This window comes from Cellvibrio sp. PSBB006 (assembly GCF_002162135.1).
Taxonomy (GTDB): Bacteria; Pseudomonadota; Gammaproteobacteria; order Pseudomonadales; family Cellvibrionaceae; genus Cellvibrio.
Window position 1 is genome coordinate 1,365,338 of the sequence record NZ_CP021382.1, and the last position, 25,761, is coordinate 1,391,098.

31 protein-coding genes and 1 tRNA gene are annotated in these 25,761 nt (G+C 49.9%); 16 read left to right on the forward strand and 16 right to left on the reverse strand.

Annotated features, from left to right (window positions below; translation table 11 throughout):
- Nucleotide 1 precedes the first annotated feature (1 nt).
- The 4 genes from secF to queA form a co-directional block, all read right to left on the reverse strand.
- Nucleotides 2-1,162, reverse strand: a complete 1,161-nt coding sequence (gene secF / locus CBR65_RS05650; protein WP_087465954.1) for a protein translocase subunit SecF — start codon at nt 1,160-1,162, stop codon at nt 2-4.
- Between the two features lie 17 nt (nt 1,163-1,179).
- On the reverse strand, nt 1,180-3,057 hold the full coding sequence (secD, locus tag CBR65_RS05655) for a protein translocase subunit SecD (protein WP_087465955.1): 1,878 nt from the start codon (nt 3,055-3,057) through the stop codon (nt 1,180-1,182).
- Between the two features lie 238 nt (nt 3,058-3,295).
- Nucleotides 3,296-4,438 (reverse strand): tRNA guanosine(34) transglycosylase Tgt, encoded by a 1,143-nt coding sequence (gene tgt, locus CBR65_RS05660; RefSeq protein WP_232461365.1) that lies wholly within the window; start codon nt 4,436-4,438, stop codon nt 3,296-3,298.
- Nucleotides 4,439-4,465: 27 nt separating this feature from the next.
- Nucleotides 4,466-5,527 carry a tRNA preQ1(34) S-adenosylmethionine ribosyltransferase-isomerase QueA gene (queA, locus tag CBR65_RS05665; RefSeq protein ID WP_087465957.1) on the reverse strand — a complete coding sequence of 354 codons (1,062 nt, stop codon included), beginning with the start codon at nt 5,525-5,527 and terminating at the stop codon, nt 4,466-4,468.
- A 171-nt stretch (nt 5,528-5,698) separates the two neighbouring features.
- On the opposite strand from queA, the gene CBR65_RS05670 reads away from it, so the two are divergent.
- The 6 genes from CBR65_RS05670 (at nt 5,699) to CBR65_RS05695 (ending at nt 9,680) form a co-directional block, all read left to right on the forward strand.
- A tRNA-Leu gene (locus CBR65_RS05670) sits at nt 5,699-5,785 on the forward strand.
- Between the two features lie 780 nt (nt 5,786-6,565).
- Complete coding sequence (locus CBR65_RS05675; protein WP_087465958.1) at nt 6,566-6,826, forward strand: hypothetical protein; 261 nt, start codon at nt 6,566-6,568, stop codon at nt 6,824-6,826.
- A gap of 212 nt (nt 6,827-7,038) precedes the next feature.
- Nucleotides 7,039-7,356, forward strand: a complete 318-nt coding sequence (locus CBR65_RS05680) for a transposase (protein WP_198300870.1) — start codon at nt 7,039-7,041, stop codon at nt 7,354-7,356.
- Complete coding sequence (locus tag CBR65_RS05685) at nt 7,350-8,222, forward strand: IS3 family transposase (protein WP_087465959.1); 873 nt, start codon at nt 7,350-7,352, stop codon at nt 8,220-8,222. The genes CBR65_RS05680 and CBR65_RS05685 overlap by 7 nt, the downstream gene beginning before the upstream one ends.
- Before the next feature lie 66 nt (nt 8,223-8,288).
- Nucleotides 8,289-8,672, forward strand: coding sequence for a hypothetical protein (locus CBR65_RS05690; protein ID WP_087465960.1), 384 nt, complete (start codon nt 8,289-8,291; stop codon nt 8,670-8,672).
- A gap of 129 nt (nt 8,673-8,801) precedes the next feature.
- Nucleotides 8,802-9,680 (forward strand): restriction endonuclease, encoded by an 879-nt coding sequence (locus tag CBR65_RS05695; protein WP_087465961.1) that lies wholly within the window; start codon nt 8,802-8,804, stop codon nt 9,678-9,680.
- Between the two features lie 35 nt (nt 9,681-9,715).
- Here the strand turns inward: CBR65_RS05695 and CBR65_RS05700 are convergent, their stop codons facing one another.
- Nucleotides 9,716-10,141, reverse strand: coding sequence for a hypothetical protein (locus tag CBR65_RS05700; RefSeq protein WP_087465962.1), 426 nt, complete (start codon nt 10,139-10,141; stop codon nt 9,716-9,718).
- A 456-nt stretch (nt 10,142-10,597) separates the two neighbouring features.
- On the opposite strand from CBR65_RS05700, the gene CBR65_RS05705 reads away from it, so the two are divergent.
- Nucleotides 10,598-11,506, forward strand: coding sequence for an adenylate/guanylate cyclase domain-containing protein (locus CBR65_RS05705; RefSeq protein WP_087465963.1), 909 nt, complete (start codon nt 10,598-10,600; stop codon nt 11,504-11,506).
- A gap of 68 nt (nt 11,507-11,574) precedes the next feature.
- Entirely contained in the window at nt 11,575-12,069 is a 495-nt protein-coding gene (locus CBR65_RS05710; RefSeq protein ID WP_087465964.1) for an RDD family protein, read from the forward strand.
- Nucleotides 12,070-12,086: 17 nt separating this feature from the next.
- Here the strand turns inward: CBR65_RS05710 and lptG are convergent, their stop codons facing one another.
- Both lptG and lptF read right to left on the reverse strand, forming a co-directional pair.
- A complete protein-coding gene (gene lptG / locus CBR65_RS05715; RefSeq protein ID WP_087465965.1) occupies nt 12,087-13,274 on the reverse strand; it encodes an LPS export ABC transporter permease LptG in 1,188 nt (395 codons plus the stop codon).
- Nucleotides 13,267-14,388, reverse strand: coding sequence for an LPS export ABC transporter permease LptF (lptF, locus tag CBR65_RS05720; RefSeq protein WP_087465966.1), 1,122 nt, complete (start codon nt 14,386-14,388; stop codon nt 13,267-13,269). The genes lptG and lptF overlap by 8 nt, the downstream gene beginning before the upstream one ends.
- A 422-nt stretch (nt 14,389-14,810) precedes the next feature.
- Here lptF and CBR65_RS05725 point away from each other — a divergent pair, with 422 nt between their 5' ends.
- The 3 genes from CBR65_RS05725 to CBR65_RS05735 are packed head-to-tail and all read left to right on the forward strand — an operon-like array spanning nt 14,811 to nt 17,612.
- Nucleotides 14,811-16,304, forward strand: coding sequence for a leucyl aminopeptidase (locus CBR65_RS05725; protein WP_087465967.1), 1,494 nt, complete (start codon nt 14,811-14,813; stop codon nt 16,302-16,304).
- Nucleotides 16,305-16,309: 5 nt separating this feature from the next.
- Entirely contained in the window at nt 16,310-16,741 is a 432-nt protein-coding gene (locus CBR65_RS05730) for a DNA polymerase III subunit chi (RefSeq protein WP_087465968.1), read from the forward strand.
- Nucleotides 16,742-16,781: 40 nt separating this feature from the next.
- Nucleotides 16,782-17,612 carry a hypothetical protein gene (locus tag CBR65_RS05735; protein ID WP_087465969.1) on the forward strand — a complete coding sequence of 277 codons (831 nt, stop codon included), beginning with the start codon at nt 16,782-16,784 and terminating at the stop codon, nt 17,610-17,612.
- On the opposite strand, the gene CBR65_RS05740 is transcribed toward CBR65_RS05735, so the two are convergent.
- Nucleotides 17,609-18,820, reverse strand: a complete 1,212-nt coding sequence (locus CBR65_RS05740) for a sugar efflux transporter (RefSeq protein WP_232461366.1) — start codon at nt 18,818-18,820, stop codon at nt 17,609-17,611. The two genes, CBR65_RS05735 and CBR65_RS05740, sit on opposite strands and share 4 nt — an antisense overlap.
- A 160-nt stretch (nt 18,821-18,980) precedes the next feature.
- Between CBR65_RS05740 and CBR65_RS05745 the strand changes: the two genes are divergently transcribed.
- On the forward strand, nt 18,981-19,361 hold the full coding sequence (locus tag CBR65_RS05745) for a hypothetical protein (protein WP_232461367.1): 381 nt from the start codon (nt 18,981-18,983) through the stop codon (nt 19,359-19,361).
- Here CBR65_RS05745 and CBR65_RS22020 read toward each other — a convergent pair.
- The 3 genes from CBR65_RS22020 to CBR65_RS05755 form a co-directional block, all read right to left on the reverse strand.
- Nucleotides 19,358-19,507, reverse strand: coding sequence for a lmo0937 family membrane protein (locus CBR65_RS22020; protein WP_157671983.1), 150 nt, complete (start codon nt 19,505-19,507; stop codon nt 19,358-19,360). The two genes, CBR65_RS05745 and CBR65_RS22020, sit on opposite strands and share 4 nt — an antisense overlap.
- A gap of 69 nt (nt 19,508-19,576) precedes the next feature.
- A complete protein-coding gene (locus CBR65_RS05750; protein WP_157671984.1) occupies nt 19,577-20,371 on the reverse strand; it encodes an OmpA family protein in 795 nt (264 codons plus the stop codon).
- Between the two features lie 13 nt (nt 20,372-20,384).
- Nucleotides 20,385-20,801, reverse strand: a complete 417-nt coding sequence (locus CBR65_RS05755; RefSeq protein WP_087465973.1) for a DUF4398 domain-containing protein — start codon at nt 20,799-20,801, stop codon at nt 20,385-20,387.
- Nucleotides 20,802-21,360: 559 nt separating this feature from the next.
- Here CBR65_RS05755 and CBR65_RS05760 point away from each other — a divergent pair.
- From CBR65_RS05760 to CBR65_RS05770, 3 genes are read left to right on the forward strand one after another with little or no spacing between them, the layout of a single operon-like run.
- Nucleotides 21,361-21,783, forward strand: a complete 423-nt coding sequence (locus CBR65_RS05760; protein ID WP_157671985.1) for a YqjD family protein — start codon at nt 21,361-21,363, stop codon at nt 21,781-21,783.
- Nucleotides 21,784-21,825: 42 nt separating this feature from the next.
- Entirely contained in the window at nt 21,826-22,191 is a 366-nt protein-coding gene (locus CBR65_RS05765; protein WP_087465974.1) for a phage holin family protein, read from the forward strand.
- Nucleotides 22,188-22,544: a hypothetical protein gene (locus CBR65_RS05770; protein ID WP_087465975.1), complete on the forward strand. Its 357-nt coding sequence runs from the start codon at nt 22,188-22,190 to the stop codon at nt 22,542-22,544. Before CBR65_RS05765 ends, CBR65_RS05770 begins: the two co-directional genes overlap by 4 nt.
- Before the next feature lie 99 nt (nt 22,545-22,643).
- Here the strand turns inward: CBR65_RS05770 and CBR65_RS05775 are convergent, their stop codons facing one another.
- Nucleotides 22,644-22,793 (reverse strand): DUF3096 domain-containing protein, encoded by a 150-nt coding sequence (locus CBR65_RS05775; protein WP_087465976.1) that lies wholly within the window; start codon nt 22,791-22,793, stop codon nt 22,644-22,646.
- Nucleotides 22,794-23,004: 211 nt separating this feature from the next.
- Between CBR65_RS05775 and ylqF the strand changes: the two genes are divergently transcribed.
- Nucleotides 23,005-23,913, forward strand: a complete 909-nt coding sequence (gene ylqF, locus CBR65_RS05780) for a ribosome biogenesis GTPase YlqF (RefSeq protein ID WP_232461368.1) — start codon at nt 23,005-23,007, stop codon at nt 23,911-23,913.
- A gap of 116 nt (nt 23,914-24,029) precedes the next feature.
- Here the strand turns inward: ylqF and CBR65_RS05785 are convergent, their stop codons facing one another.
- From CBR65_RS05785 to CBR65_RS22235, 4 genes are all read right to left on the reverse strand, one after another.
- A complete protein-coding gene (locus CBR65_RS05785) occupies nt 24,030-24,320 on the reverse strand; it encodes a hypothetical protein (protein ID WP_087465978.1) in 291 nt (96 codons plus the stop codon).
- A gap of 51 nt (nt 24,321-24,371) precedes the next feature.
- Nucleotides 24,372-24,548 carry a DUF1328 domain-containing protein gene (locus CBR65_RS05790; RefSeq protein WP_087465979.1) on the reverse strand — a complete coding sequence of 59 codons (177 nt, stop codon included), beginning with the start codon at nt 24,546-24,548 and terminating at the stop codon, nt 24,372-24,374.
- Nucleotides 24,549-24,628: 80 nt separating this feature from the next.
- Nucleotides 24,629-25,225, reverse strand: a complete 597-nt coding sequence (locus CBR65_RS05795) for an outer membrane beta-barrel protein (protein ID WP_087465980.1) — start codon at nt 25,223-25,225, stop codon at nt 24,629-24,631.
- A gap of 281 nt (nt 25,226-25,506) precedes the next feature.
- Nucleotides 25,507-25,650, reverse strand: coding sequence for a hypothetical protein (locus CBR65_RS22235; protein WP_198300880.1), 144 nt, complete (start codon nt 25,648-25,650; stop codon nt 25,507-25,509).
- Nucleotides 25,651-25,761 lie beyond the last annotated feature (111 nt).

The following is a 25,761-nucleotide window of genomic DNA, read 5'->3' on the forward strand; positions in this document are numbered from 1 at the left end:
ATCAGGGAGCTTCGTCGAACTCGGCGCCCTCTTTCACAGGCGGCAGCAAATCCTCTTTGGCAATATCGAGCCCCATCAAGATGGAGGCCGCAATGTAAACCGATGAATAGGTACCCACGCCGATACCGATAATCAATGCCAGCGCGAAACCACTGATCAACTCACCGCCGAAGATATACAACATAAACAACGTCAGTAAGGTGGTGAACGATGTAAGGATCGTACGTTCGAGCGTTTGACTGAGTGAATAGTTGATCACTTCTGCCGGTTCCATTTTACGCAAGGTGCGGAAGTTATCGCGAATGCGGTCGAATACTACGATCGTGTCGTTGATTGAATAACCGATCACCGCCAGCACGGCGGCCAGTACGGTTAAATCGAAATCCAGTTTAAAGATTGAGAAGATACCCAACACGATAATAACGTCGTGCATCAATGCAACCACCGCGCCCACGGAAAATTTCCATTGGAAACGCACGGCCACATACAACATGACTACGAGCAAGGCGCATAAAATACCCAGGCCGCCGTCATCGCGTAACTCTTCCCCGATCTGCGGACCGACAAACTCGCTCCGACGCAATTCAGCCGTTGAACCAGCCTCGTTGGACAAACGCGTTAGCAAATGCGCGGTGTAAACCGAGTCCAGCGTTCTTTCAACGACCACGGCCGTATCGGCGCCGCGCGCTTCAAATTCGACTTCGCCAAAACCGCTTTCAGAAAATACTCCTGCCTGTTGCAGCTGATCCGGCGCGACATTGCTTACCAGCAGCTCATGTGCAAATCGCTCCTTCTCACGCGGGGCACGCTCTACCGCAGCAACATTGATATCCTCGCCTATAGCGGAAAGTTCGCGCTCGATTTTTATCAGCGCACCATCCTGCATTGAGCCCTGGGTACGAATCAGCACTTCACTTTCTGAACCGAAGAGTACTGCAACCGGGCTTGCAAGCCCCTCGTCCACGAGGATGCTGCGGATTTTGGGAATATCGGCAGGCTGCTCAAAGCCCACCTCCATCTGGGTTCCACCGGTAAAGTCCAACCCCAGCTTCAAGCCATTGACCGCCAGCGAAACGATGGAAGCAATTACCAGCAGGATTGAGAAGGCAGATGCGATTTTGCGCACCCCCATAAAATTGATCACTTTAGGTTCCTGTGTCATAGCCATCTTCTCGCTGATTAGATCCAAAGTTTCTGAAGGTTTTTACGGCGTCCGTACGCCAGGTTCACCATGGCGCGGCTGCACATAATGGCGGTAAACATTGAGGTGAGAATACCCACTGACAAGGTCACCGCGAACCCTTTGACCGGCCCGGTTCCGACGGCATACAAAATGACCGCCACAATCAAGGTGGTGATGTTTGCATCCAGAATGGTGACAAACGCACGCTCGTAACCGCTGTATATCGCCGCCTGGGGGGTTGAACCGTTTTTGAGTTCCTCGCGGATACGCGAGAAGATCAGTACGTTGGCGTCAACGGCCATACCAATAGTTAATACGATACCGGCCATACCGGGCAGGGTCAGTGTCGCGCCCAGGATGGACATAACACCCACAATCAGCAACACGTTCAAACCCAGTGCGATATTGGCAAACAGACCGAACACACGGTAATAGACCAGCATGAAGATCAACACGATCAACATACCCCACTTCACCGCACTCATACCCAGCGCGATATTCTCTGCGCCCAAAGACGGGCCAATGGTTCGCTCTTCCACAAAGTACATGGGTGCAGCCAAGGCGCCCGCGCGCAGCAGCAGCGCCAACTCGGAAGCCTCTGCGGAGTTTTCCAGACCGGTAATGCGGAACTGAACCCCCAGCGCAGATTGAATATTGGCCAGGCTGATAATCTTGCGCTCAACCAGCTGCACCGGCTTTTCTACCGTTTCACCGGCCTCATTGGTCCGGGTCTGTAGATGGGTTTTGTATTCAATAAATAGAATCCCCATACGACGGCCTACATTATTACGTGTGGCGCGGTGCATCTTGGTGCCGCCGGCGCTATCGAGGGTGATGTTGACCTGGGGCATATTGGTTTCGGGGTCGAAGCTGCTGCTGGCATGGGCGACATGGTCACCGGTCAAAATCAGCTGCCGCTCAAGGAACTCATTACCAAACCGACGCTGGTCAAGTTCACTGCGATAGGGAAATTCTTCTTTGGCCGAAACCAACGCATCCGGTGAAGCTTCCAGACGAAACTCCAGGTTGGCTGTTTTACCAATAATACGTTTTGCCTCAGCCGTGTCCTGTACACCCGGCAACTGGACGATAATCCGGTTGCTCCCTTGACGCTGAACAATGGGTTCAGACACCCCGAGTTCGTTAACCCGGTTGCGCAGGGTAATAAGGTTCTGGCTCAGCGCATAATCTTCAATTTCCTTTACGGCCGCCTCGCTCAACTCGGCAGTAAAGACAAACTCATCGGCCTGAGCGTCAGGTTCATTGAACAGGATATTGGGATAGTCGCCGCGAATTTCGCTCAACGCTTCATCGCGCAACTCTTCAGAACGAAAGCGTGCAACGATGACATTGTCACGGTTCGCCGCCACATCGCTGTAACGCACCCGCGCCTTACGCAACTTGTCTTTGATCTCGTCAGCTGTGATTTCCTGACGTTTGGCGATGGCCGCCGCTGTATCAACCTCCATCAGGAAGTGAACACCACCGGACAAATCCAGGCCGAGCTTCATCGGCGCAGCACCCAGGCTGCTCAGCCAATCCGGCGTGGTGGGTGCAGAGTTAAGGGCAACAATATATGAGGTACCCAGAGCGCTTTTCAGGGCGCGTTGCGCGCGAATTTGCTGGTCACCATTCTGGAAGCGAACCAATGCAGATTTACCATTGGCTTCCGCGCCGAAGTAGTCGATATCAGCCTCATTAAGCGCTTTTTCGACCTGCTGCAACACCGCCTGATCGATGTCTGTACCACTGGAATCACCGGATATCTGCACCGCAGGATCAGGGGTATAAAGATTGGGAACCGAATAAATGAAGCCAAGAGCGGCCACAAATAAAATAAGAAGGTACTTCCAAAGCGGATAGCGGTTCAACATAGGATTTTCCGTGACAATTTTTCGCTGTGGCTAGTTATTGGGTGCCTGCAGACGTGACATAACGGGCAACAGACTTGTTATTCACAGCCGTCAAAGCCTGACCTTGAAGACTGCGTGGGTTCCGGTGCGGCATTCGAGCGAATAGTGCCGCTTCGATAAACCCGCCATAAAAGGGCCGGATTATACCGATTTAACAGGATTCAACAACGCGCGCCGCCGGCACATGTTGTTACATCTGTCACAGCGGCTGAGGCGCTGGCGGCACTTCCAGTCCTTGACCGCTATAAAATTCGGTCAGAAACGCGTCGAAAGATCCTTCACTCAAGGCGGTGCGGATACGCAACATCAAGGTCTGGTAATAGCGCAGGTTGTGAATGGTATTGAGCTGGGCACCCAGCATCTCATTACATTTATCCAGATGATGCAGATAAGCGCGACTGAAGTTTTTGCAGGTATAACAATCACAGGTGGGATCAAGAGGGCCAGTGTCGGTCCGGTATTTGGCATTACGCAGCTTCAGCACGCCTGCCGCCGTAAAGAGATGGCTGTTACGCGCATTGCGGGTAGGCATAACGCAGTCGAACATATCAATGCCCCGACGCACGCCCTCTACCAGATCTTCCGGCTTTCCGACGCCCATCAGGTAGCGCGGCTTATCTTTTGGCATGTCCGGCGCCAGGTGGTCCAGAACCCGCAACATATCTTCCTTGGGTTCACCAACGGATAACCCGCCAATCGCGTAACCATCAAAGCCGATATTGACCAGACCCGTCAGCGATTCGGTGCGCAACACTTCGTGCATACCACCCTGCACAATGCCGAATAGCGCGGAGGGGCTGTCACCATGGGCCACCTTGGAACGCTGCGCCCAGCGTAACGACAACTCCATGGACTCCCGCGCCTTCGCCTCATCCGCCGGATACGGCGTACATTCGTCAAAGATCATGACGATATCCGAACCCAGATCGCGCTGGACCTGCATGGAGGTTTCCGGATCAAGGAAAACCGGACTGCCGTTGATAGGCGACTTAAATGAAACCCCCGCTTCGGTGATCTTGCGCAACTTACCCAGACTAAACACCTGGAAGCCACCGGAATCTGTCAGGATCGGACCTGACCACTGCATAAAATCATGCAGATCGCCGTGCAACTTCACAACCTCAGTACCGGGGCGCAGCATCAGGTGAAAGGTGTTGCCGAGGATAATCTGCGCTCCCGTATCCACCACGTCCCGAGGCAGCATGCCCTTGACCGTACCGTAAGTGCCCACCGGCATAAACGCCGGCGTTTCCACCACACCACGCGGAAACTTCAAACGTCCACGGCGGGCGTAGCCCGTCTGAGAATCCAGTTCAAACTGCATAAAGGATTGTCGATTCACGGTATAACCTTCTTGGCTGGCTCAGAATTAACGGTTGTCGCCCACTTGCTCGGTGTGAGCAGCAGGATTTCGGGTAATAAACATGGCATCGCCGTAGCTGAAGAACCGATAGCGTTGTTCCACTGCTGCCTGATAAGCCCCCATGGTGTTGCGGTATCCGGCAAAGGCTGACACCAACATCAATAGCGTTGACTCAGGCAAATGAAAATTGGTGACCAGCGCATCAACCACACGAAATTGATAACCGGGATAAATAAAGATGGAGGTTTCGCCCTGGTAAGGCTGAATAGTACCGCTATGAGCGGCACTTTCGAGGCAACGTACACTGGTGGTGCCGACGGCAATAACCCGCTTACCCGCCGCTTTCGTCGCGGTCACCAGACGACACACCTCTTCACCAACATCCATGACTTCACTGTGCATCGTGTGGTCAGTGACCCGCTCGACCCGCACCGGTTGAAATGTTCCGGCGCCCACGTGAAGTGTGACAAACGCAATCTGCACGCCTTTTTCACGCAACTGCGTTAACAAGGCTTCATCAAAATGCAGCCCGGCAGTCGGCGCGGCCACTGCCCCCTGTTTCCGACCGTAAACCGTCTGATAACGTTCGCGATCTTCTGCTGCATCAGCGCGATCTATATAAGGTGGCAAAGGCATATGCCCAATACGATCCAATACGTCGAGTACGCGCTGGTCCGCCGGAAACAAGAGTTCAAACAAGGCATCGTGACGCGCGGTTACGGTCAGGCGGGTACCGTCTTCCAATAAGATGTCGGACCCTGTTTTCGGCGATTTGCTGGCTCGCGTGTGCGCTAACACACGCTGTTCATCCAGGATTCGCTCTACCAGAATTTCTACCTGACCACCCGTGGCTTTTTGGCCAAACACCCGTGCCGGGATAACGCGCGTATCGTTGAAGATCATTAAATCCCCCGGCTCAACTAATTCAAGCAAATCGGGAAATTGGCGATGGTGTAAAGCACCGGCATTGCCATCGAGACACAACAACCGACTCCCGCGTCGCTCTTTTGTCGGCTCGCGCGCTATAAGTGATTCGGGCAGATGGTAAAAAAAATCCTGGCGACGCATGAACACAATATCTGTATGAGTTGACTGAAAGGTGGGCAAGGTTATAGCAAATCGGCGGTGCTGGCTACGATCCGGCGAACACAGAAAAATCCGGATAATTATGCTTCCTGGCACGGAAGCGCTTTTACCTGTTGACGCAGCAAAAGTCGTTGATATAATGGCGCCCGCTTTGCCAGAGTGGTGAAATTGGTAGACACAGGGGATTCAAAATCCCCCGCCCTTAAAAGCGTGTCGGTTCGAGTCCGACCTCTGGTACCACCTTCCGAAACAAGGGCTTACAGAGATGTAAGCCCTTTTTCTTTGCCTGTCCGAATGCGCTAGCACTACCAACGGGGGCACCATGGGGGCACCGGTTTTGAAAACCGCGTCGTTGCTGGCATTGCGTTCGTTTTGATGCGCTCGCTCACCCTTCACAGTTGTTCATTCCATTTCAAAACCTGAAAACACCTTGCACACTGGCGCTGCAAAAACGCTGGCTGCGCTTCACCTTTGAGATTCAGAAACGTTTAATTTTTGCTAAAGCGCGCAGATCGGGGAGGAGTGATTTTTCGGCCAACCTAACACGAGCAGTAAAAACGTGCCTTCCTCAAATCACGGGCTTAATCACACACGCTGTCATTCCGATCTTGATCTCACCTGATTCGGAACAAGTCTTCGCCAAAGGGATAAACGCCCGGCGGCTAAAGGGCTGAGGCAACATAAAGTTTTCGATGTGGCTGCGGAGCGGTGAAGCTGTAAACGTGGCGAAACCAAGCTCGTTGGCATATGATTAATTTCACGCTTTTCCTTGAGCGAAAAGCGATTATCGTGAATATTTCACGATAATAACTGGGTTGAATACCCAACGGACCAGCTCTTTCTTTCAAATTCAAGGACTTAGCGTTTGATGTAGGCTAGGTTAAGAAATTAATGTCCATTCACGCTAATAATTATTATGAGGCTGGATGGCCTCATTAACAGACTGTTAAGGTAAGCGGTAGTACCGTCACACATAGCTCTTTTCATCAAAATCAATAAGTAAAACTTCGAGAGGAAACAATGGAAAAAGAACAATTTAAGAAGGCGCTTGAAGAAAGGCTCGCAAAACGGCTTGAAGCAGAGACCTTTGATGAGCTAACTGTTGGTGGTAGCAAAATGCGCTTTGACATGGCTATGGCAATTAATGGCTATCCTTTTGAACTACCTGAAGGAGCCTCCGAAGAAGACTATACTCCGCTCTTAACAGACCAGCAGTATATGTCAGGGAAATTTGACGGAATTATTGATGAAGTTTTTATGAAGGCATTAAGGAATTCCTAAATTAACTGGAACAAAAAATAGAAAACCTTAACAAGGCGCAGCAACTCGCCACTGCGTGGCTGGACAGTTTGTAAGTTGCGCCTTTGTGGTTTTGCTGCGCAAAATTAATCCACAAAGTCAAAACTTACAAACTGCCGTTGTGCTTGGCGTTAGCATACCGAGTTCCCCAAGAAAAGTAGACACCTCACTACCACCTAACGAGGGTCTAGAAAATGACAAAGAAAACCAGAAACAAGTACAACCACTATACGGAAGATTTTCGGCGCGAAGCGGTACGCCGTGCGGACGACCCCAATACCAGTGCTGCCGAGGTAGCGAAAGAACTCGGAATTCACCCCGGCCAAATCTATAACTGGCGTCGACAATACAAGCGATTGTCCGACAAGCAGTTTAATAGCATCCAGGGGGTGGATTATTCTATGAACGAGAGCGAAGAAATCCGCAAACTCAAGCGGCAGATCTCAGATCTGAAAGAAGAGAATGAATTTCTAAAAAAGGCGACGGCGTACTTCAGCAAAGACAAATGGTGAAGTACGCCTTCATTGAGTCATTGCGTAATGAATATGCCGTGACCAAGATGTGCCGCTGGGCTCACGTCAGCCGGTCTGGTTACTACAAGTGGCGCTCGCGCAAACCGAGTGAAACTGAGCTGAGACGGCTCGACGCGGAGTGCCAGCTGATTAACCTGTTTACGCGCTTTAAATCGCGCTACGGAGCGCCGCGCATGACGGTTGAGCTGAATGAAACCGGCGTGTCTATCAGCAAGAACACAGTGGCGAAACTCATGGCCAAACAAGGACTTAAAGCGAGAAATGGCAAAGGCTACAAGTACTTTCCTGATGTCTTAGCCAGAAACCATGTCAGTGATAACCTGCTGCGGCGCAACTTCCAGGCCCGCAAACCCAACGAGAAGTGGGTGTCGGACATAACCTACATCAAAGTTGAAAAAGGCTTTGTTTACCTCGCCGTTATCATGGATCTATTCTCACGAAAAATAATTGGCTGGTCACTCGACAGCACCATGACTAACCAGTTGATTATGGACGCCTTCAAGATGGCGGTTACTTCGCGTCATGTGGAACCTGGTTTGATCCTGCATTCGGATCGTGGTGTGCAATACCGTTCGTGGGAGTATCAGCAGCTATTGCTTGACGAGAAGATCCGGCCTAGCATGAGCCGTAAAGGTAATTGCTGGGACAACGCCGCGATGGAGTCCTTCTTCGCTCGCTTCAAAGTTGAAGCACTCTACGCTGAAGATGTCAGCACGAAGAAAGAAGCTTATTCGTGTGTATTTGATTACATCGAATTATTTTATAATAGCCACCGACGACACAGCACGCTGGGTTACAAAAGCCCGAATAATTTTGAAGCAACTTATGAAAAAATGTGCGCTTGAAGCTGTGTCTACTTTTGGTGGGGAAGATCAATCTAATAGTAAGTTCATTTCTCTCTGGAGATCGAAGTGGAATTTGCAAGTGTAATAGCTATCGTGGCATTAGTGTTTGCAGGATTGCAATGGTATACAAATCATAAGCGTTTTAAGCACGAACTGTTTGATCGCCGGTACAAGGTGTACGACGCCACTAGCCGATTTTTAGGCCGTTTAGGTGCGCATCGAAAGATGCGTTCTGAAGATGAGATGGAGTTTTTAACAGAGACGGCAGGGACCAGATTTATTTTCTCCCCTTTGGAGGAAAAATACATTGAACGCATATTGAGAATTGGGCTCGACCTCAATCTGGCCGGTGAAGAATCTCGGCATGAAGATAAGAACGCTATTATGGCCAAAATCCGCGATGAAATGTCGCAGATGAACCAAGTATTTGGCAGCTATCTTAAACTGTAGAAGTGATTTATCTTGCGGAAAACCTTTGCTCCGCTTTGTTGTGGGACGGCGTCGCCATTAATCCCCACAACACAACTCCACAAAATTTTCCACAAATAGCGGCGTTAAGCTGTCACAAAGAAGAATGGAATGAGCTGGAAAGAATACGAAATATACATAACACGTCATCTTCAAAGACTATTTCCCGAGACGGACATTCAGCATAATGTGCGTCGTGAAGGACTTATTTCTAAAACAAAACGACAAATCGATATTTTAATTGAAGGCAGAGTGGCCGGTTTCGATCTTAAAATTATTGTTGATTGTAAATACTTCAATAAGAAGGTCGACGTTAAGGATGTTGAGTCATTCTTGAGCTTTCTTCAAGACTTAAAAGCAAGCAAAGGAATACTGATTACAAATAATGGCTATTCCGAGGCTGCGTACAACCGAGCAACCTATGACACCCAAGATATTGAGTTAAGAATTATTGATTTTGGTGACCTTGAGAACTTTCAAGGGTTTCTGGCTATCCCCTATTCGAAATCAGAGTGCGCAATAGTTTCCGCACCACCTGGTTGGATTGTCGATGCTTCCGGTGGAAACGGATATGTAGCTTCATTCTATCCAGCCGGACTATCACAAGATGAGGCATTTCATACATCTTCGTTTTTGTATTTGGCCTTTAGCCATAAAGATAAGGATTGCCCGGATTTGCCAGATCTTCTTACAAAGCAAAATGACGGAGCTCGAAAACATTACAAGAATCCGAAAATTGAGCACTTGGATACAGTGCAACGAGAGGATTGTTCTCTAACTTTGAGAGTTATAGATACTGTCGAGATGGGCGACACTATTGAATACTCAATATTCTTAGATTACCCAAATGTGATTCTATATATGACGCTACTAACGAAGCGAGTTGAAGAGAAAAAATCTCTTAGAAAGCTAGAGTGGATCGCTGAAAAACTTATAAAGGGAAACGTAATTTTGGATCGAAGTAAGCGGCCAATCAATGTGCAGCTATAAGCTTAACAAGCACAAGCAAGGGGCCAACCATGTTCCTATACATCGATTACCGGATCTAGTCGGCTGGTCAATCCATTCGCACTACTTTTTTGCCCACTAAATGCCTCTGATTGATTCGGTGCTTGCGTGTTCATCGGTGAACCGTTATCGGTGTAAGGATGCGTATGCGATGAAGCCGTATTCGCTATATCCGCCACCACCTGAATTAAATCACTGAGTATCTGCAACACATTCACCGATTCGCTCCCCAACCACACCTTGCCACCATCATTAACTTTTATCAGCTGTTTGGCCACCGCCAACGAATCAACGATATTGCCTATCCGTTGTTTCAGATCACGCCCGATTTTCGTGTTTTGATCGCTGGCGGTGGTGATGTTCAGGCGGTGCCAGTTGCCGGCGCTGTCAGCGCGTTGGTAAACGCCGGGGGCGGCCTGGTGAACCAATTCGCCAGGCTCCACCGGGGCAGGCCTACCCCCTCGCCCACTACCGTGCGGATAAATGGCCGGTCTGGTAGACCATAGGCAAAAACCAGCTCGACAATCACACGACAACACCAAAGGCGTGGGTGGCGCCACCCGGCTCTATTGCGATGGGATAGAACCTGCAAGCAACTCTTTACTTGTCACGACCTCTGGTACCACAAAGCGCCCGCCTCGTTTTATACCCTGTAAATTTCTCGCTCCGTATAGCACCAGTATTTTCAACGAATGAGCATTGAGCAATAAATGACGCATTGAGTTGCATCAGTCCCCACCCATGGATAGCCCTTTGTCATACGCAAGCGGTATCATGCTGCCACAGGCGTTAAGCCATGAGCTTAACAACCATTCAAATAACATCGTAGACCTTGCAGATTTTTTATAGTCAGAGACTATTCGAGATCCACATGTGTTATCGATCAGCTGCTATCGGCCATGACACTATCCAATACACCGACTCAACAACATGCCATCATGTTTGCCGATGTGTCCGGCAGCTCGGCACTTTATAAACAGGTTGGCAACGAAAAAGCCAAATCCATCGTCGATGAAGCCATCAATTTTATGGTCGCCTTGACGATTGTGCATGAAGGCACCGTCGTTAAAACCATTGGCGATGAGATCATGGCGCGTTTTGATGATTGCGCCCAGGCATGCGAAACCGCTTGTGCTATTCAACACCGCTGCCTTAAGGAACCCCAACTGGTCGGCCTTTCCATCCGTATCGGCATTGCGTTTGGGCCAACACTGCTGACCGAGAATGATGTCTTCGGCGATACCGTTAATGATGCGGCCTGTGTAGCGCATATTGCCCGCGCCGGACAAATTGTATTGACGCAATCGGTCGTGGATCAACTCTCTGCAAGCCTGTTGGAGAAATGCCAGATGTACGACAGCATCCACACCAAAGGTGATAGTAGTAAAACGGTTATTTACCGTTTGCTGTGGGAGACATCATTGCACCGCGAGCGCGCCGCCACCATGGTTATGGCAACTCATGAAGTCACGCGTTTTATTGAAAAATTTCAGCTGAAACTTACGTTAGGCAAACGCGAAATCTGTCTGCTACCCGATCAAATGCCATACAAAATCGGACGCGACCCGGAGCAGACGCATTTGCAAATCGATAACCATGTAGCGTCCCGCGATCACTGCCATATTGAATTTCGCCGCGGTAAATATGTATTGGTCGACCATTCCACCAATGGTACTTATGTGTGCGGAACCGATCAGGCACCGATTTATTTGCGCCGCGAGGAGCTGCCACTGCAAGGTACCGGTGCTATTGGTATCGGGCAACCAACAGACATTGCCGGGGAGTGGTTGATTCAGTATCAGCTTTAGCCTGACTCCCTACCCAGACAGAACTGCTACAATCCGCGTCAACTTTATCCTTTAATTACCTATTTCTTATGACCGATATCGAAACCCCTGCTGCTGCAACTGAAACACCCCCTATTCCTACTGCTGGCGTGTTGCGTCGTTTCGCAGCGATTGTTTATGACGCTTTATTGTTGCTCGCCATCAGCATCGGTTATGGCGGATTGGCGTTGCTCATCAACGTGTTGATTCAGGGACAACCGCCGGAGGGGCAAAAGGTGCAGTGGGGCCACTGGAATATTCTGGTATTTATTGGCTGGATGCTGACGCTGGCCAGCTTCTTTTGTTATTTCTGGCGCAGATCCGGTCAAACATTGGGCATGCGCGCCTGGCGGATGAAACTGGTCGACCTTGAATACGGCACACCAGGTTTTAAACATTGTGCGATACGTTGTCTCGTTGCACCCTTTTCGTTGTTGCTCGGTGGATTAGGCTATTTCTGGCGCTGGTTCGACCCACAAAAAATGACGCTGCACGATCGCCTGAGCAAAACCCAGGTGATCGTGCAGCCGAAAGAGAAGAAATAAAACGCACCGAAGCGCATTTAGCGCGTACGATTCAATAAATACAAACCCAGTAAACCGCACAACAGGATTGGAATTGCCACCGCAATTATCGGCGCAAAACCAAAGACCACGCTGGACGGCCCCAGTAAGCTCTGCACCAATCGAAAGACTACGCCAAATACCACGCCGGTAAAAATCCGTTGACCCATGGTCACTTCACGCAAGGGACCGAAGATAAACGAAATGGCGATCAACACCAGACTCACCGTTGCAAGCGGCTGCAGTAATTTCTCCCAATACGCGAGACTGTAGTCGCTACTGCCCAGCCCCTGACCTTTCAAGTAATCAATGTAGTAATACAGGCTTCTGATCGACAGGGTTTCCGGTTCGGCGACAACAATATTAAGCAGGGTCGGCGTGAGTGGCGTGTCCCAACGACGGGTCGGCAAGGTTTCACTGCGAGTGACCAAATGACGCGCGGCGTCCGGATTCGAGGGCGCGGAAGCTGTCGATTCATCAACCGCTTCTATAAGCGCTTCATCGGCAGACGATTCATCAAGCTTTTCGCCCACATCAGCCACTTGCAACGCATCCATGGTTTCAAAATAGGTCACGGCAATATCTTCTTCCTGCCAATAACCATTCTGGTAGATCGCCTGCTCACTGAAACTGGCTGACAGCAGATGACGTTCATCATCAAACTTATAGCGGGTCACACCGTAAAGCACCCCATTGGGCAGCACGGCGTTGAAATGCATGAACTCGTCACCCTCACGATTCCACATACTGCCCTGCTCGGCTTTTGCCTGGGGCTTGTTCAACATGATTGCCTTGCGGCTCTCACCCACCTGATCGGTGTAAGGAATGACCAACTCACCCAAGGCCACCGCCAACAAAATGAACCAGAGCACCGGCTTTATGACCATCCAGGTAATACGACGCGTGGATACACCGGCTGCGCGCATAATGACCAGCTCGCTGGAGCTGGCCAACATACCCAGCCCGACCAGACATCCGATCAGGCATGCAAACGGAATAATTTCATACAACCGGCGCGGCAAGGTGAAGCCGATATAGATCAGCATCTCCAGGACCGTGTAATTAGCGCGCAACCCATCCATTTCATCAATCAGGGCTGCAACAAAGAACAACGCCATGATGACCAGCAACACCATACCAATCGCTGCGGTTACCGAACGGAAGATATAACGATTGATCTTACGCATGGCTCACCCCCGCAGGGCGGCCGCGACGGCTTTGTTGCCAAAGGCGCAGGTTGTGCCAATTCACCATCAACAAGGCCAACCCCAGATAAAGCACGTGAATAATCCACAGACCGGGCATCAACGGCCACTTGCCAGAATCCATCAAACCGCGGACACCGATCAGCGCGCCCAGATAAAACAGGTAAATAACAATAGCGGGTAACATCTTCAAATAACGCCCTTGTCGGGGATTGGTGCGACTCAGGGGAACAGCAAGAATAGCGACGATCAATACCAGAATGGGCATAGAGATGCGCCACTGCAGCGCGACCCGGCTTTCAAGGTCATCCGCTTCAAGTAATTCGCGGGTGGTTCGGGTATCCGCTTCATTGGTGAAAGCGGCCGAACTGTCGGCGGGTGTGAGGTAAGCACCATAGGTGCCGAATTCCATGACTTTATAGTTGTTATTGCCGGGTAAACCTTCGTAACGATAGCCGTTGTGCAACACCAGATAACGCTGCCCGTACTTGGGGTGAACCATCTGCTGGCCGGATTCAGCAACGATTACCGCAACGCTTTCCTGCGACATATCACCCACCACCTGGGCGACAAACACATGATTCAGCTGTTTGCGATTGTTGCTGACACTCTCAACGTAGGTCATCGCCTGTCCGCGCCCGAGGGACTGGAAACGTCCCTCCTGCAAACTGTCGAACTCACTGCGATGCCGCTGCTCATCAAGCATTAATTCTGTCTGCCGGGCGCCCATGGGGCTCAACCAGAGACTGAAGCCCGCCACCATGACGGCTACCAGCACCGCTGACACCAGGGTGATATTTACCAGCTGGCGCTGGCTCATGCCGCACGCCGACAACACCACCATCTCGCTTTCGATATACAGCCGCCCGTACACCAACAGGATGGCGATAAAAAAACCCAAAGGCACAATCAACTCAAGAAATCCGGGCAGGCGGTAACCGATCAGGCTGAACAGAATATCCACCGAAATCTTGCCGGTAGTGGCTTCTGCCAGATAGCGGGCAAAGCGGCTACTCATGGTAATCAGCAACAAGATGCTACTTACCGCAAACATGGTAAGCAGGATCTCGCGGCTAAGGTAACGAAAAATAATCACATCAACATCCCGATCAAGTAGCGCTCATTGACGGCGCCGAGATATAAGCGTTCACATTTTATTCTGTCTAACGGCGTTTGCAGGTTCATAATGCGCCAGCATCCGGCAGATGGACAAATATTCTGCCGCACAGTTGCTGACAAAGAACGGCGCACGTCCACATAATCGCATCGCACCAGGCATCAGACACGGGGAAAACTGTTCGACGCGCAAGGCAAGCCGCGCAAAAGTGTGGCATTATCACGCACAGAAAGATTTTTGTCTTGAGCCGATTTTCTTAATTTAACAAGCCCGCAGCCGCCTCGCGGAATTACCGAAATACCGAGTCACAAAGAAGGACAATTTTTAAACGCCCTGCTTGTACCGTAGCGTTTCAGCAATTCCCCGCAGCCACCCGGGTCTTTCAGTCCAAGGGAAGCGCCATGCAATACACCGCCAAAACACTCGATGCCATCAAACAACGCAGCCATTGCCTGGTTGTCACCTGCTACGAAGGCGCCAAGCTGTCTGATACCGCAGCCGCCGTCAATGCCGCAGGCCAACAACAGTTGGAAGCGCTGATCAAACGCGAGGAGTTTCAAGGCAAGGCGGGACAAACATTACTCTTGTTGAATCCTGCCGGTATTGCGGCGGACCGTTTGCTGGTACTGGGCTTAGGCGCAACAGACAAGCAAGGGGCCATCAGTGCCGACAATTTCCGCAAAGCCGTGGCCCGCATCCCGGATGCCCTCAAATCCACACCATCACGGGAAATTACTGCGTGCATGGGAGAGGTGAAGGTCAAGGACCAGGATATAACCTGGCAAGCCCGACAGCTTGCCGAGGCACTGGAGCTTTCCACTTATCGCTTCGATAAATTCAAAAGCCAGGCTGCCGAAAATGGTTTTGCACCGACCAAACTGGTCTTTGGCTGCGATAAAAAGCAGTTAGCTGCCGCCACCCGCGGATTGGAAATCGGTAAAGCCATAGCCCTGGGTATGAACCTCGCGCGCGACCTCGGCAACCTGCCGGGCAATGTCTGTACGCCGAGCTATCTCGCCAGCGAAGCCAAACGCCTCGCCCGCAACCAGACCAAGCTGAGTGTGAAGGTGCTGGAAGAAAAACAGATGAAGGAACTGGGCATGCATTCCCTGCTGTCGGTGGCGGCGGGCAGTGATCAACCCGCCAAGCTGATTGTGCTGGAATACAAAGGCGGCAGTAAAAATGATGCGCCTATTGCACTGGTAGGCAAAGGCATTACCTTCGATACCGGTGGCATCAGCCTCAAACCCGGCGCAGGTATGGACGAAATGAAATTTGATATGTGCGGTGCGGCCAGCGTGCTCGGCACATTCCGCACTTTGCTTGAACTGGACTTAAGCATAAACGTAGTCGGTGTGATCGCCGCCAGCGAAAATATGCCCAATGGCAACGCCACCAAACCCGGCGATATCGTCACCTCCATGTCCGGCCAGACTATCGAAATTCTCAACACCGACGCAGAGGGCCGCCTGGTACTGTGCGATGCATTGACTTACACCGAGCGCTTTAAACCCAAAACCGTGATCGATATCGCCACCCTCACCGGTGCCTGCGTGATTGCACTCGGCAATCACGCCAGCGGCTTGTTCAGCAATCGCGATGAGCTGGCGCAGGCACTGCTCAAAGCCGGTCAGGAAGCCAATGACCGCGCCTGGCATATGCCGCTGTGGGATGAATATCAAAAGCAGCTGGACAGTAATTTTGCCGATATGGCGAATATCGGCGGGCGCGAAGCAGGTAGTGTAACGGCGGCCTGTTTCCTGTCTCGCTTTGCGAAAAAATTTGCCTGGGCGCATCTGGATATCGCCGGGACGGCCTGGAAATCCGGCGGAGCCAAAGGCGCTACCGGACGCCCGGTGCCGTTGTTAGTGCAATACCTGCTCAATAATCAATAACCCTCATGACGCATATCGATTTTTATATTTTGTCTGACGATGCCAGCACCGCCCGCTGGCATTTCGTCTGTCGTTTGATCGACAAGGTGACCCGGCTGGGCCATCGCGTGCTGGTTACCCTGGATGATCCGGCAGAGGCTGAGCATCTCGACGAATTGCTCTGGACCTTTAAACCGGAAAGCTTTATCCCCCATACGCGACTGCCAAGTGATACACAGGAGCAGGTTGAAATCACCACGGACCTGCACTCCGAAATCCCGCTGCATAACCATCACAATGTGCTGATCAATCTGAGTCGTGTTGTACCAACCTACTTCAGCCGTTTTGAACGTTTGAGCGAAGTTGTGATTCAGCAACCAGAGATACTAAAAAATACGCGCGAGCACTACAGCTTTTACCGGGAACGAGGCTATCCTATTCAACATCGCAACGTATAAATTGAACACGTAGATTCAACACTCTCGCCGGAACCGGGTTATGGCCGACAACAAAGGTAAAACCAAAGCCGCTATCCTCCATGAACTGGAGTCCATAAAAGGATTACTGCTGGAAGACGATGAGATTCCTATTTTGCAGGAAACGATCGCGGACAGCGGAACTGGGGCCAGCCGTCCACTGCCCAAGCGCGACCTGGACGAACTCCACGATGTCTTTCAAGCCTTGAGCCATAACATCAGGAATGCGTCGGGCAAAATCGGCGCGCATGTCTCGGCGGCACCCGCGACTCGATCCCCCGGTTTACTGGATGCGTTTGTCCAACCCACCACCAAAACACCGCCTGTCAAAACTGAACCAGCCGGCACGCAAGGCTCGCTGTTCGCTGAGGGCAGATCAGGTCGACAAAAACCAAATGATGCTGATCAGGATTATCTTGATCAGGCAACGGTCGACCTGCTGGATGAATCGCTGGATGATGATCTTTCGACCGGGGAGTTCCAGCCAGAAACGGAGGGGAAAATAAAAGATACGGGTTTCAACCAGCCACTCAACTACGCCGTCAGTAAGTCCATTACACCACCACCGCGCCCTGCCCTGGCTAAAGCAAGTGGAGAGAATCCATTTTTACCGCAACATATCCGCGCGCGTTTGCACGGCAATAATCCGCCGCCGCTGTTTGACCCTGTCGCCGCTGAGAAGCCGCCAATTACCGCAGCGAGTAAGACAGCCACCGAACCGGTTATCAGTCGGCAACAATTAATCCGCGATCTCGTTGCAGCGGTACTGCCCCAGGTCGAGCAGGAATTACGCCAACGCCTGCAAGCGCTGACTGATGAGCAGTTGCAGGATATGCTTGACGACCGGGATTAAGTTGACGAATAGGCACGGGCTGGTTTAACCAGCCCGAAAGCCAGAATTGCCAGCGCCACCACCACCAGATTAGCCACAAAAACACTTTGATAACCAAAGTAATCTGCCACCAGCCCTACCATCAAACTGCTCAACAGATTCCCCATGTGAGTCGTGTTGGTGTAAAGCGCGGATGCGCTGCCGGAGCGACCGGGTAGTAATTCCTGGATCACCGATACACCGAGCCCTGCCAGCACGCCGATAAAAATGGCGTTAAACAATTGCAGAACAAATAGCTGCCACAGAGAATCCGCCAGCACAATTCCACCGTACAGCAAGAGCGCGGCCACACCGGCCAGGCGAATCATCGCAATCAAGCTGATACGCGCTGCCAAATGACCCGCCATCAACATAAAAGGCACCTCCAGGAACGCGGTGGTACCCATGATCCAGCCACTCCATTCAGTGTCGATATTCAGGTTGTCTTTCAAATGCAGCGGCAAGCTGATCAGGTAGGCATTGTTGGCCCCCCACATCAGTGAAAAAGCCACCAGACAAAAAATTAATGAGCGCTTGGTGTCTGGTGAAAGCGTCGCCATAGCAGACGAGGCCTTGGCGAGATGGCCTTCAATGTTGGATTCTTCCACGCGATTAAGGCGCGGCAACAGTTTGATGCTGATAACACCCACCATGGCAAAAAGGCCTGCTGCAACACCATAGGTTGTGCTGAAACCCAGATAAGACGCCATGATAAACCCCGCTGGCGGGCCAGCCACCCAGGCAAAGGCAATCTGGGCCCGGACAATGGCATTAAAGAGGGGAATGCGTTCCGGCGAGATATGACGATCAGCGTAGTCAAGGCTGTAAGCCAGCATTTGTGAAAAAGACACCATCGACAGGCTGAACAGGAATATGGCTGTAGCAGCGACCAACCAATAGTTGCGCGAGAAAGCGAAGATAACACAGGACAATGTTCCGACAAAACAAAAGCCCGCCACCAACGGCCGGCGGTCCGCCAGGCTATCGGACCAATGGCCAATCCACTGGTTATAAATAATGCTGGTCAGGGCAATGCCCGCGAAAGGAATACCAACCAATAAGGGACGCACGCCAATTTCCTTGGCCAGGAAAACGCTTAAGGTCGGTAAAACCAGTGCGCCAACGACACCAACGATAAAAAACAGCAGATAAATCCCCAGCGCAATGGGGCGAAAGAGAGAAGCGATCACAACAGTTCCAGGAGGCATCAGGGGGAAACAATGACGGCTAGTTTAGCAGACAAGGTTTTAAAGATTACGTCAATATTTGTGAAGCCAATCGGTTCATATTTTTCTGACACCCAGCCATAAAAAACGGGGAAAAGACGTATATATGGCGTACACTTCGGTTGTGTGTATTCTCGAACCAGACCGGATGACTTTTATGCGATGCCTGAGTATTCAAATCAAACCTGATGCCGTTTCTGATTTTAATAAAGCTGAATTTTTGCAACGGGTCAGGGCAATGGGCAGGTCGCCCGAGATAGATGACTTTGAGGAAAAAGGTGTTCGCCATCTACACTTTAATTTTTTTACTGAACTGCCGGAAACATTGTGGCAAGAAATGCAGGAAAAATTGTATGGCGATGATGCTTTTGGACAGAATCTTCGCAACCTTTCCCTCGTCGCCTGCGAGGGCGAGATGCACGCAGAGGATTTATTGCTTCATCATTTTGACCCAACAGAAGCATTGGATCGATTCCCGCAAAAACCCTCTGCTCCTTCGCATTAAACCGGCGGCTTACCGTTAATTATCCGTACCAGAATGGCGATGATTGCAATCACCAATAAGATATGGATGAAGCCACCCAATGCCGTGGATGTGACCAGACCGAGCAGCCACAATATAATCAGTACTACCGCAATGGTGTATAACATGATGGATCTCCTTTCATAACTGCATCATAGGTCGGCGCCTGAACGGCAGCCGACCTGTCAGCGAGCGGTTTATGGGTTTTCGATGATGACTTCTACCCGACGGTTCTGCTGGCGACCACTGGCGGTATCATTGCTAGCCACTGGAAAACCTTCACCCTTACCTACCGCCGTGATACGAGCTTCATCGACGCCCTGTGCTACCAGGTAGGTCTTGACTGCGTCAGCACGTCGTTGCGACAAGGTCAGATTGTAATCTTCCGCCCCGGTACTATCCGTATGCCCTTCTACCACGATTTTTCGATCGGGAGATTCGTTAAGCGTGCGAGCGAGACGATCAAAACTGGCTTGAGCGCCGGCTTTCAACTCTGCCTTATTCGTGGCAAACAGTGTGTCGCCCAAGGTATAGATGGTGCCACGGTCCGTCTGCTGCTGTTTAATATCAGCCAGTTCCTGTTCGAGTCGCTCGGCACGCATTTCTGCCTGACGTGCTTCACGTGTACGTGCATTCAACTGCACTTGCTTGCGCTGTTCACCCAGCTTTTCAAGTTTATCCTCTTCAAAGCGAGCTGAGGCCAGCGCACGTGCCGTTTTCACTTTGTTGTCAGCGATATAAACCAAGTGCTCGGTTACCGCTTCGCTTTTTTGCGGTTTCTCCGCTGCCTGAACCGCACGTTCAGCATCCTGGATGGCGGTCTGCGCCAAATGAGCTAATTGTGGATCTGATTGCAGACTAATTAAATCTTCTCGTACCTGTTTTACACCGGGATCTTCTTCGGGCGTCGACTGACAAGCCGTTAACACGACACCAGAAAAAAGCAATGCCAACACGCCCGATTTACGCAGTGTTTTTTGTAAGATAGTCATATTTGCATCTCCCTTATTGATCACGCTGGATTTCTTGCTGCAACATATCGATCGTGCCTTGCATTTCCTTGTTAACTTCTTTGGCACGTTCTTCCTGAGCTTTAGCTGTTGCCAACTCTGCATCGCTTATGGACTGCTCTGCCATCATGCGCGCACGCATGGCAGCATCATTATCCTTTTCAGTGGCAGCCTCCTGCATCAAATTGCGCGCCTTGACCAATTTTTCTCTCGCTGCACGCAAGTTAGTCGATGCATAATCCGCGACACGCGCTTCCTCCGCGCGATTAATCGCCGCTTCTGCACGCTCAATCTCAGCAGTGGGTAGTTGGGGTGCCGATGCGCAGGCCGATATACCCAGAATCATGGCAACAGCAGGCACAAGAAAAAATCCCGGCAATTTTCCGCGTTCTTTTTTGGTGGAGATGTGCATAATTTTTCCTTCCTTTTGTTTTGAGTAATCGAATGATTATCATGAACACATTTTTTTGATCCGATTTGATATGACATGTTCATCATCCGCTTCGAACAAACCCATGGTCTGTGTGCTATCAAACAAAGAATTTTTTAGGGCATTTCTAAACAAAAATATTTCAATAACAATAAACTTTATCAATGAATAGCATCTAATCCAGAAGGAGCTAAGGTTGCTCCAGGTTGGCGCTATGAATAATCATCTACGCTCTAAAATAGCAACGAAGGGTGATGTCAAAGATAGTTAATCAAGGCATTGATTTTTGCCGCATCGCCCGCATAGTTAATGTCATCTGTCCCATATGCCATTGGCATATTGTTATTATGATCAACAGCAATAAACGAGATTTTCCTCATATCCAATTTGCTGAGTATGGAATAGAGCTAAATGAGAACTAAATGACAGTAGCGTGAACGCTTAGGCGACAAAACACCCCTGCGCATAAAATGGCAAAAAAGTTTTTGATGTACAGCAAACCGTTTGTTTTTATTTTTAACTCACTAAAAGGATGACCGCTATGACTACTTCAGATACCACACCTACCTCCCCCAATGGCAATGGCGCAGCCCGCTCTGCTGAAAAACTGGCCGAGCGCTCCAAAACGTCTGCCAATAACCTGGTCGACGCTGCCATGAGCGCCGGCGATGAACTCGGCTCAGCAGCAAGAACCGAGTTCAACAACATCATGGCTGATCTGCAGGAATTGGTCGCACGCGCAGGAAAACTATCGGGCCAGGAATTAGCCGCTATTCGTTTGCAGATTGCAGAAAAGTTGAGTGTTGCTAAAGACAAGCTGCATCATTTATCAGAAGATGCCTCAGAGGCCGCTCACAAAGGCGTCGACAACACCGAAAAGCTGATAAAAGACCATCCGTTTCAATCCGTCGGTATTGCCGCGTTGGCCGGGTTGGTACTGGGCGCCCTGATCAGTCGCCGTTAATATCTGCTTTTTTCCAAATTTTTACCCATATGGGATAGAACAATGATTACAGGACTTCGCAACCTCAAAGCCAACGTCGCTATCCTGCTAGATCGCGTTGAGCTTTACAGTAAATTGGTAGCAGCTGAGACAAAGATCGAGACCTCACTGGTCATTCGCCGTCTCATATGGGTAGGAATCGGAGCGTTGTTTGCTTTTTTTGCGTTAGCCATGATTCATACGGCTATATTAGCTTTTTTTTGGCATACCGAGTTTCGCGTATGGGCGGTTGTGGGGGTCCTGCTGGTCGATGTTCTGATAGCTGGTATCGCTATTTATACAGCAAGCCGTCCATCCAAAGAGGAAGCCTTTGCTGTAACCAAACATCATTTGGCTGAAGATATAAAATTTCTCAAGGAATCCCTATGACCGACGTCAAAGACCAGGAGCATCTGCGCGATACGATCAGCAGTGTGCTGGAAATATCCCGCGCCTCATGGAAGTTGAAAAACAACCAGGAAGCCTATGAAGAGGAGATAAACGAGGGTGATTTTCCGCGCAGTATGTTGCTGAGAACCCTTACTCGACATCCATTGGCTTCAGCAGCAACTGCCGCAGCGCTCTGGTATGTAGGGCCAGCGCGGTTTGGCGCTATGGCGGTAGCCGGAATCAGCTTGTTCATGCGTCACCGAATGTCAATTCTACCCTTGGCAGAACAGCTGATGACGTCCAGTATTCTTAAACCCAGGAAAAAGCCCACTCAAGCGTCTGAGCCGGATTAATCACTTCTTTCTTTCACTTTCCTTTGAACTCCCCAAGCAAAATTAGTCCATGCAGGCACAGGAACTACCTGGCCTGCATGACACAGATGCGTTTTACAGCTACAGCAAATTCAGATCACCAAGAACACCAATGACGCCAATAACAATCAGATAAACGGCAACAATGTAGTTCAGCAGTTTAGGCATCAGCAATATCAGAATACCAGCGATGAGAGAAATCAGGGGAGCAAGTGTTAAGGTCGTATCCATGGTTATTTCCTCTTTTGTTCGTCAGATGTCCACAGCAAATCCAGCTTATCCATTAAATTAATTACTATCCGTCTGGCAGCTAACATTCCTTTTTGTACAGGTTGCGCGGTTTTGGACGCGATACACGGCGCAAATACTGGTAAAATGTGCCTCCTTTATCTCAACAGAGCCCCACGCCCGCATGTCGATGATTAACTGGTTTCCCGGACATATGCATAAAGCCCGCAAAGATATCGCGGAGGTTATGCCATTAGTGGACGTCATTATTGAAGTACTGGATGCGCGTATTCCTTTCTCCAGTGAAAACCCACTGGTGCCCGAACTGCGCGGCGAAACGCCATGCATTAAATTGTTGAACAAAGCCGATCTCGCCGATCCCGCTATTACTGCGCGCTGGGTTGAACAAATGGAACTGGAACGTGGCATTACCGCATTACCGGTCACCCAGCAATCCCCCGAAAAAATCCGCCAGTTGTTAACGCTATGTGAAACGCTTTTACCGCACAGAAATCTGGAAATTCGCGGTGTGCGCGCCATGATTATGGGTATACCGAATGTGGGTAAATCGACGATCATTAATACGTTGGCCAGTCGCACTATCGCCAAAACCGGCAATGAAGCGGGGGTCACCAAGGCGCAGCAACAAATTAAACTACCCAACAATATGCTGCTAACCGATACTCCCGGATTTTTGTGGCCCAAACTCAGTCCACCGTCATGCGGCTACCGCCTGGCCGTTACCGGGGCTATTAAGGATACGGTTTTCGATTATGCGGATATTGCCTTGTTTGCCGCAGATTACCTGCTAAAGGCGTACCCGGAGTCATTGCAGGAACGTTATAAAATTCAGGACCTGCCCGAAACGGACATCGAGCTATTGGAAGCGATTGGCGTGCAGCGAGGGTGCATTCGCAAAGGTGGCGGCGTTGAACTACAGAAAGTCTCGGCTTTATTGATCAATGAATTACGCGCAGGGCTATTGGGGCCTATAAGCCTAGAGACGCCGGAGATGACCACCGCCGAAGAAGAAGCTGCAAAAATTGACGAAGCTCAAAAAGCCAAGGCAAAAGAGCAGCAGGAAAAGTTAAGACAGCAGAAAGCCAGAAAGCGTTATCGGTAGACCATAAAGTAAAGCCCGCTTATCAATAACCGGGCTTTTACTTTTCTCGCATCCTTTCGAACCACACATTCCTGATGTTACCTATTACTTATGTATCCCTACCTGCACCTGACTCGTTAGTCACGGCGAAACAAAGCTGCTGCCAGTGCACCTACAGCAAATGCAATACCCGCTACCAGCAAAGGATTTTTGCGGCTGGTGACTTTTATATACTGCATGGACTTTTTGGCTTGAACACGGGCTTTTTCCTGGGAATCAGATAAGCGCTGCGCCGTTTCCGCTGCTACATGACGTAACTTTTCTTCAGTACCGGAAAGCTTTGAGGCGATAACGCCAACAGCTTCATGGGCTGCGCCACTGGCTTTCTTAACGGTAGGGTCATTTTCAATTTGCGCTATCTTGGACATAAAAACCTCCAACGATTTAATTACACAGTGAATGGCTATACAAATGGTTTATCACCGATGTCCGGGTCTTTTGGATAAAAGCCCCATGATGATGGAAACCAGCAACATAACCAAAAAGATGAAAAACAGAATTTTTGCGATACCCGCCATGCTTGCTGCAATTCCGCCAAAGCCGAATAACGCTGCAACAATTGCGAGAATAAAAAATATTACACTCCAACCTAACATAGCGTTCCCCTCCTCTTAAAGATTTAACACTGGAAAGAACACGACCCTGTGTTCTTTCCCGCTAACACATGAGCAACCTGTTAGAAAGTAAATTGCAAGTTTACACTTGCAAAATCTACATCCATGTCAATATCGTTGGGTTGCAACACATCAATTTCATCACGTGAAATTTCAAAGTTAAAACGCTCATACTCAATCTTCAGGTCCAGATTTTCTGCCAGACGAATCTTTGTACCCACGCCCCAGAAAGTTTCCTCTCCATCATAATCGTCTGATACATCAATAGGACCTGCTTCGAGACGCGCATCGCCGTCCCACCACATTTGCCCACCTTTGGCATACACAGAAAATGCCTGGCTGATGGGTGCTTCCAGAATCAAGCCTAGCGTGGCACCTTTTGGATCAAAACTCAGCTCGTCATTGCCTGCTTCATCGAAATCGATGTACGCACCTTCCAAGCCAATAAATTCGTTAAATTTGACAACCGCAAAGGCTTTTTTAGCTGCCTCATCCTCGTCGAAATCGCCATCCTTTAGCTTTGTCATACCGTAACCGGCACCGATAGAAAATTCCGGATTAAACCGCCATCCATCGTCGGTTTCATAGCTGGAAGTTTGCGCGACGGCAAGGGATGAACAAAGAGCCAAAGACAACAGAGCAGAAGTTTTGTAGATCATTGTGGATTCTCCTTTATCTATAAATTTCAAAATAGATAAGAGCAAAGCCTGTGCCAACAGCAGAATATTTATGAAAACATATACATTTCTTACTAATAATGAACAAAACGATGAAAAAACGTGCGAAGCAGGTAAGCAGGCTCAACCGAAACAGAACGTTTATTACAATCTCTGGTATTTTTTACAGATACTTTTTATTTTTTATGACCCAAAAACAAATTCGGCCAAGAGAATTTCTCTTGGCCGAATCTTACAGATCGTAAACTTAAGTGCGCTTGCGATTAGGTCGCATCGTCGACTTCGTCCTGAACTTCTTCAACGGCTTCATCAATATTTTCCCCAGCTTCTTCTGCTGGCCCTTTTTCACAGCCGATCAAAAAACCTGCCAGCGACATTGCCATAATAAATTTCACGAAAGTGCTCATTGAATGCTCCTGTTCATAATATAAGTCGTTTGTTAACGCGCTAAAAATTCCCAACGAGTTTAGGGGATGGCGTCGATATTATTAGTAGCAAGCCATATGCCAGACTTGGAT

Coding starts and splice junctions, on each gene's coding strand:
- CBR65_RS05755 (WP_087465973.1), bottom strand. CDS start 20,801: ATGCACATCTCCACCAAAAAAGAACGCGGAAAATTGCCGGGATTTTTT.
- CBR65_RS05680 (WP_198300870.1), top strand. CDS start 7,039: ATGACAAAGAAAACCAGAAACAAGTACAACCACTATACGGAAGATTTT.
- lptG (WP_087465965.1), bottom strand. CDS start 13,274: ATGCGTAAGATCAATCGTTATATCTTCCGTTCGGTAACCGCAGCGATT.
- CBR65_RS05705 (WP_087465963.1), top strand. CDS start 10,598: ATGACACTATCCAATACACCGACTCAACAACATGCCATCATGTTTGCC.
- CBR65_RS05765 (WP_087465974.1), top strand. CDS start 21,826: ATGATTACAGGACTTCGCAACCTCAAAGCCAACGTCGCTATCCTGCTA.
- CBR65_RS05695 (WP_087465961.1), top strand. CDS start 8,802: ATGAGCTGGAAAGAATACGAAATATACATAACACGTCATCTTCAAAGA.
- CBR65_RS05760 (WP_157671985.1), top strand. CDS start 21,361: ATGACTACTTCAGATACCACACCTACCTCCCCCAATGGCAATGGCGCA.
- CBR65_RS05770 (WP_087465975.1), top strand. CDS start 22,188: ATGACCGACGTCAAAGACCAGGAGCATCTGCGCGATACGATCAGCAGT.
- CBR65_RS05730 (WP_087465968.1), top strand. CDS start 16,310: ATGACGCATATCGATTTTTATATTTTGTCTGACGATGCCAGCACCGCC.
- CBR65_RS22020 (WP_157671983.1), bottom strand. CDS start 19,507: ATGTTATACACCATTGCGGTAGTACTGATTATATTGTGGCTGCTCGGT.
- CBR65_RS05735 (WP_087465969.1), top strand. CDS start 16,782: ATGGCCGACAACAAAGGTAAAACCAAAGCCGCTATCCTCCATGAACTG.
- queA (WP_087465957.1), bottom strand. CDS start 5,527: ATGCGTCGCCAGGATTTTTTTTACCATCTGCCCGAATCACTTATAGCG.
- secD (WP_087465955.1), bottom strand. CDS start 3,057: ATGTTGAACCGCTATCCGCTTTGGAAGTACCTTCTTATTTTATTTGTG.
- CBR65_RS05750 (WP_157671984.1), bottom strand. CDS start 20,371: ATGACTATCTTACAAAAAACACTGCGTAAATCGGGCGTGTTGGCATTG.
- CBR65_RS05785 (WP_087465978.1), bottom strand. CDS start 24,320: ATGTCCAAGATAGCGCAAATTGAAAATGACCCTACCGTTAAGAAAGCC.
- ylqF (WP_232461368.1), top strand. CDS start 23,005: ATGCATAAAGCCCGCAAAGATATCGCGGAGGTTATGCCATTAGTGGAC.
- secF (WP_087465954.1), bottom strand. CDS start 1,162: ATGACACAGGAACCTAAAGTGATCAATTTTATGGGGGTGCGCAAAATC.
- CBR65_RS05685 (WP_087465959.1), top strand. CDS start 7,350: ATGGTGAAGTACGCCTTCATTGAGTCATTGCGTAATGAATATGCCGTG.
- CBR65_RS05775 (WP_087465976.1), bottom strand. CDS start 22,793: ATGGATACGACCTTAACACTTGCTCCCCTGATTTCTCTCATCGCTGGT.
- CBR65_RS05675 (WP_087465958.1), top strand. CDS start 6,566: ATGGAAAAAGAACAATTTAAGAAGGCGCTTGAAGAAAGGCTCGCAAAA.
- CBR65_RS05795 (WP_087465980.1), bottom strand. CDS start 25,225: ATGATCTACAAAACTTCTGCTCTGTTGTCTTTGGCTCTTTGTTCATCC.
- CBR65_RS05790 (WP_087465979.1), bottom strand. CDS start 24,548: ATGTTAGGTTGGAGTGTAATATTTTTTATTCTCGCAATTGTTGCAGCG.
- CBR65_RS22235 (WP_198300880.1), bottom strand. CDS start 25,650: ATGAGCACTTTCGTGAAATTTATTATGGCAATGTCGCTGGCAGGTTTT.
- CBR65_RS05710 (WP_087465964.1), top strand. CDS start 11,575: ATGACCGATATCGAAACCCCTGCTGCTGCAACTGAAACACCCCCTATT.
- CBR65_RS05725 (WP_087465967.1), top strand. CDS start 14,811: ATGCAATACACCGCCAAAACACTCGATGCCATCAAACAACGCAGCCAT.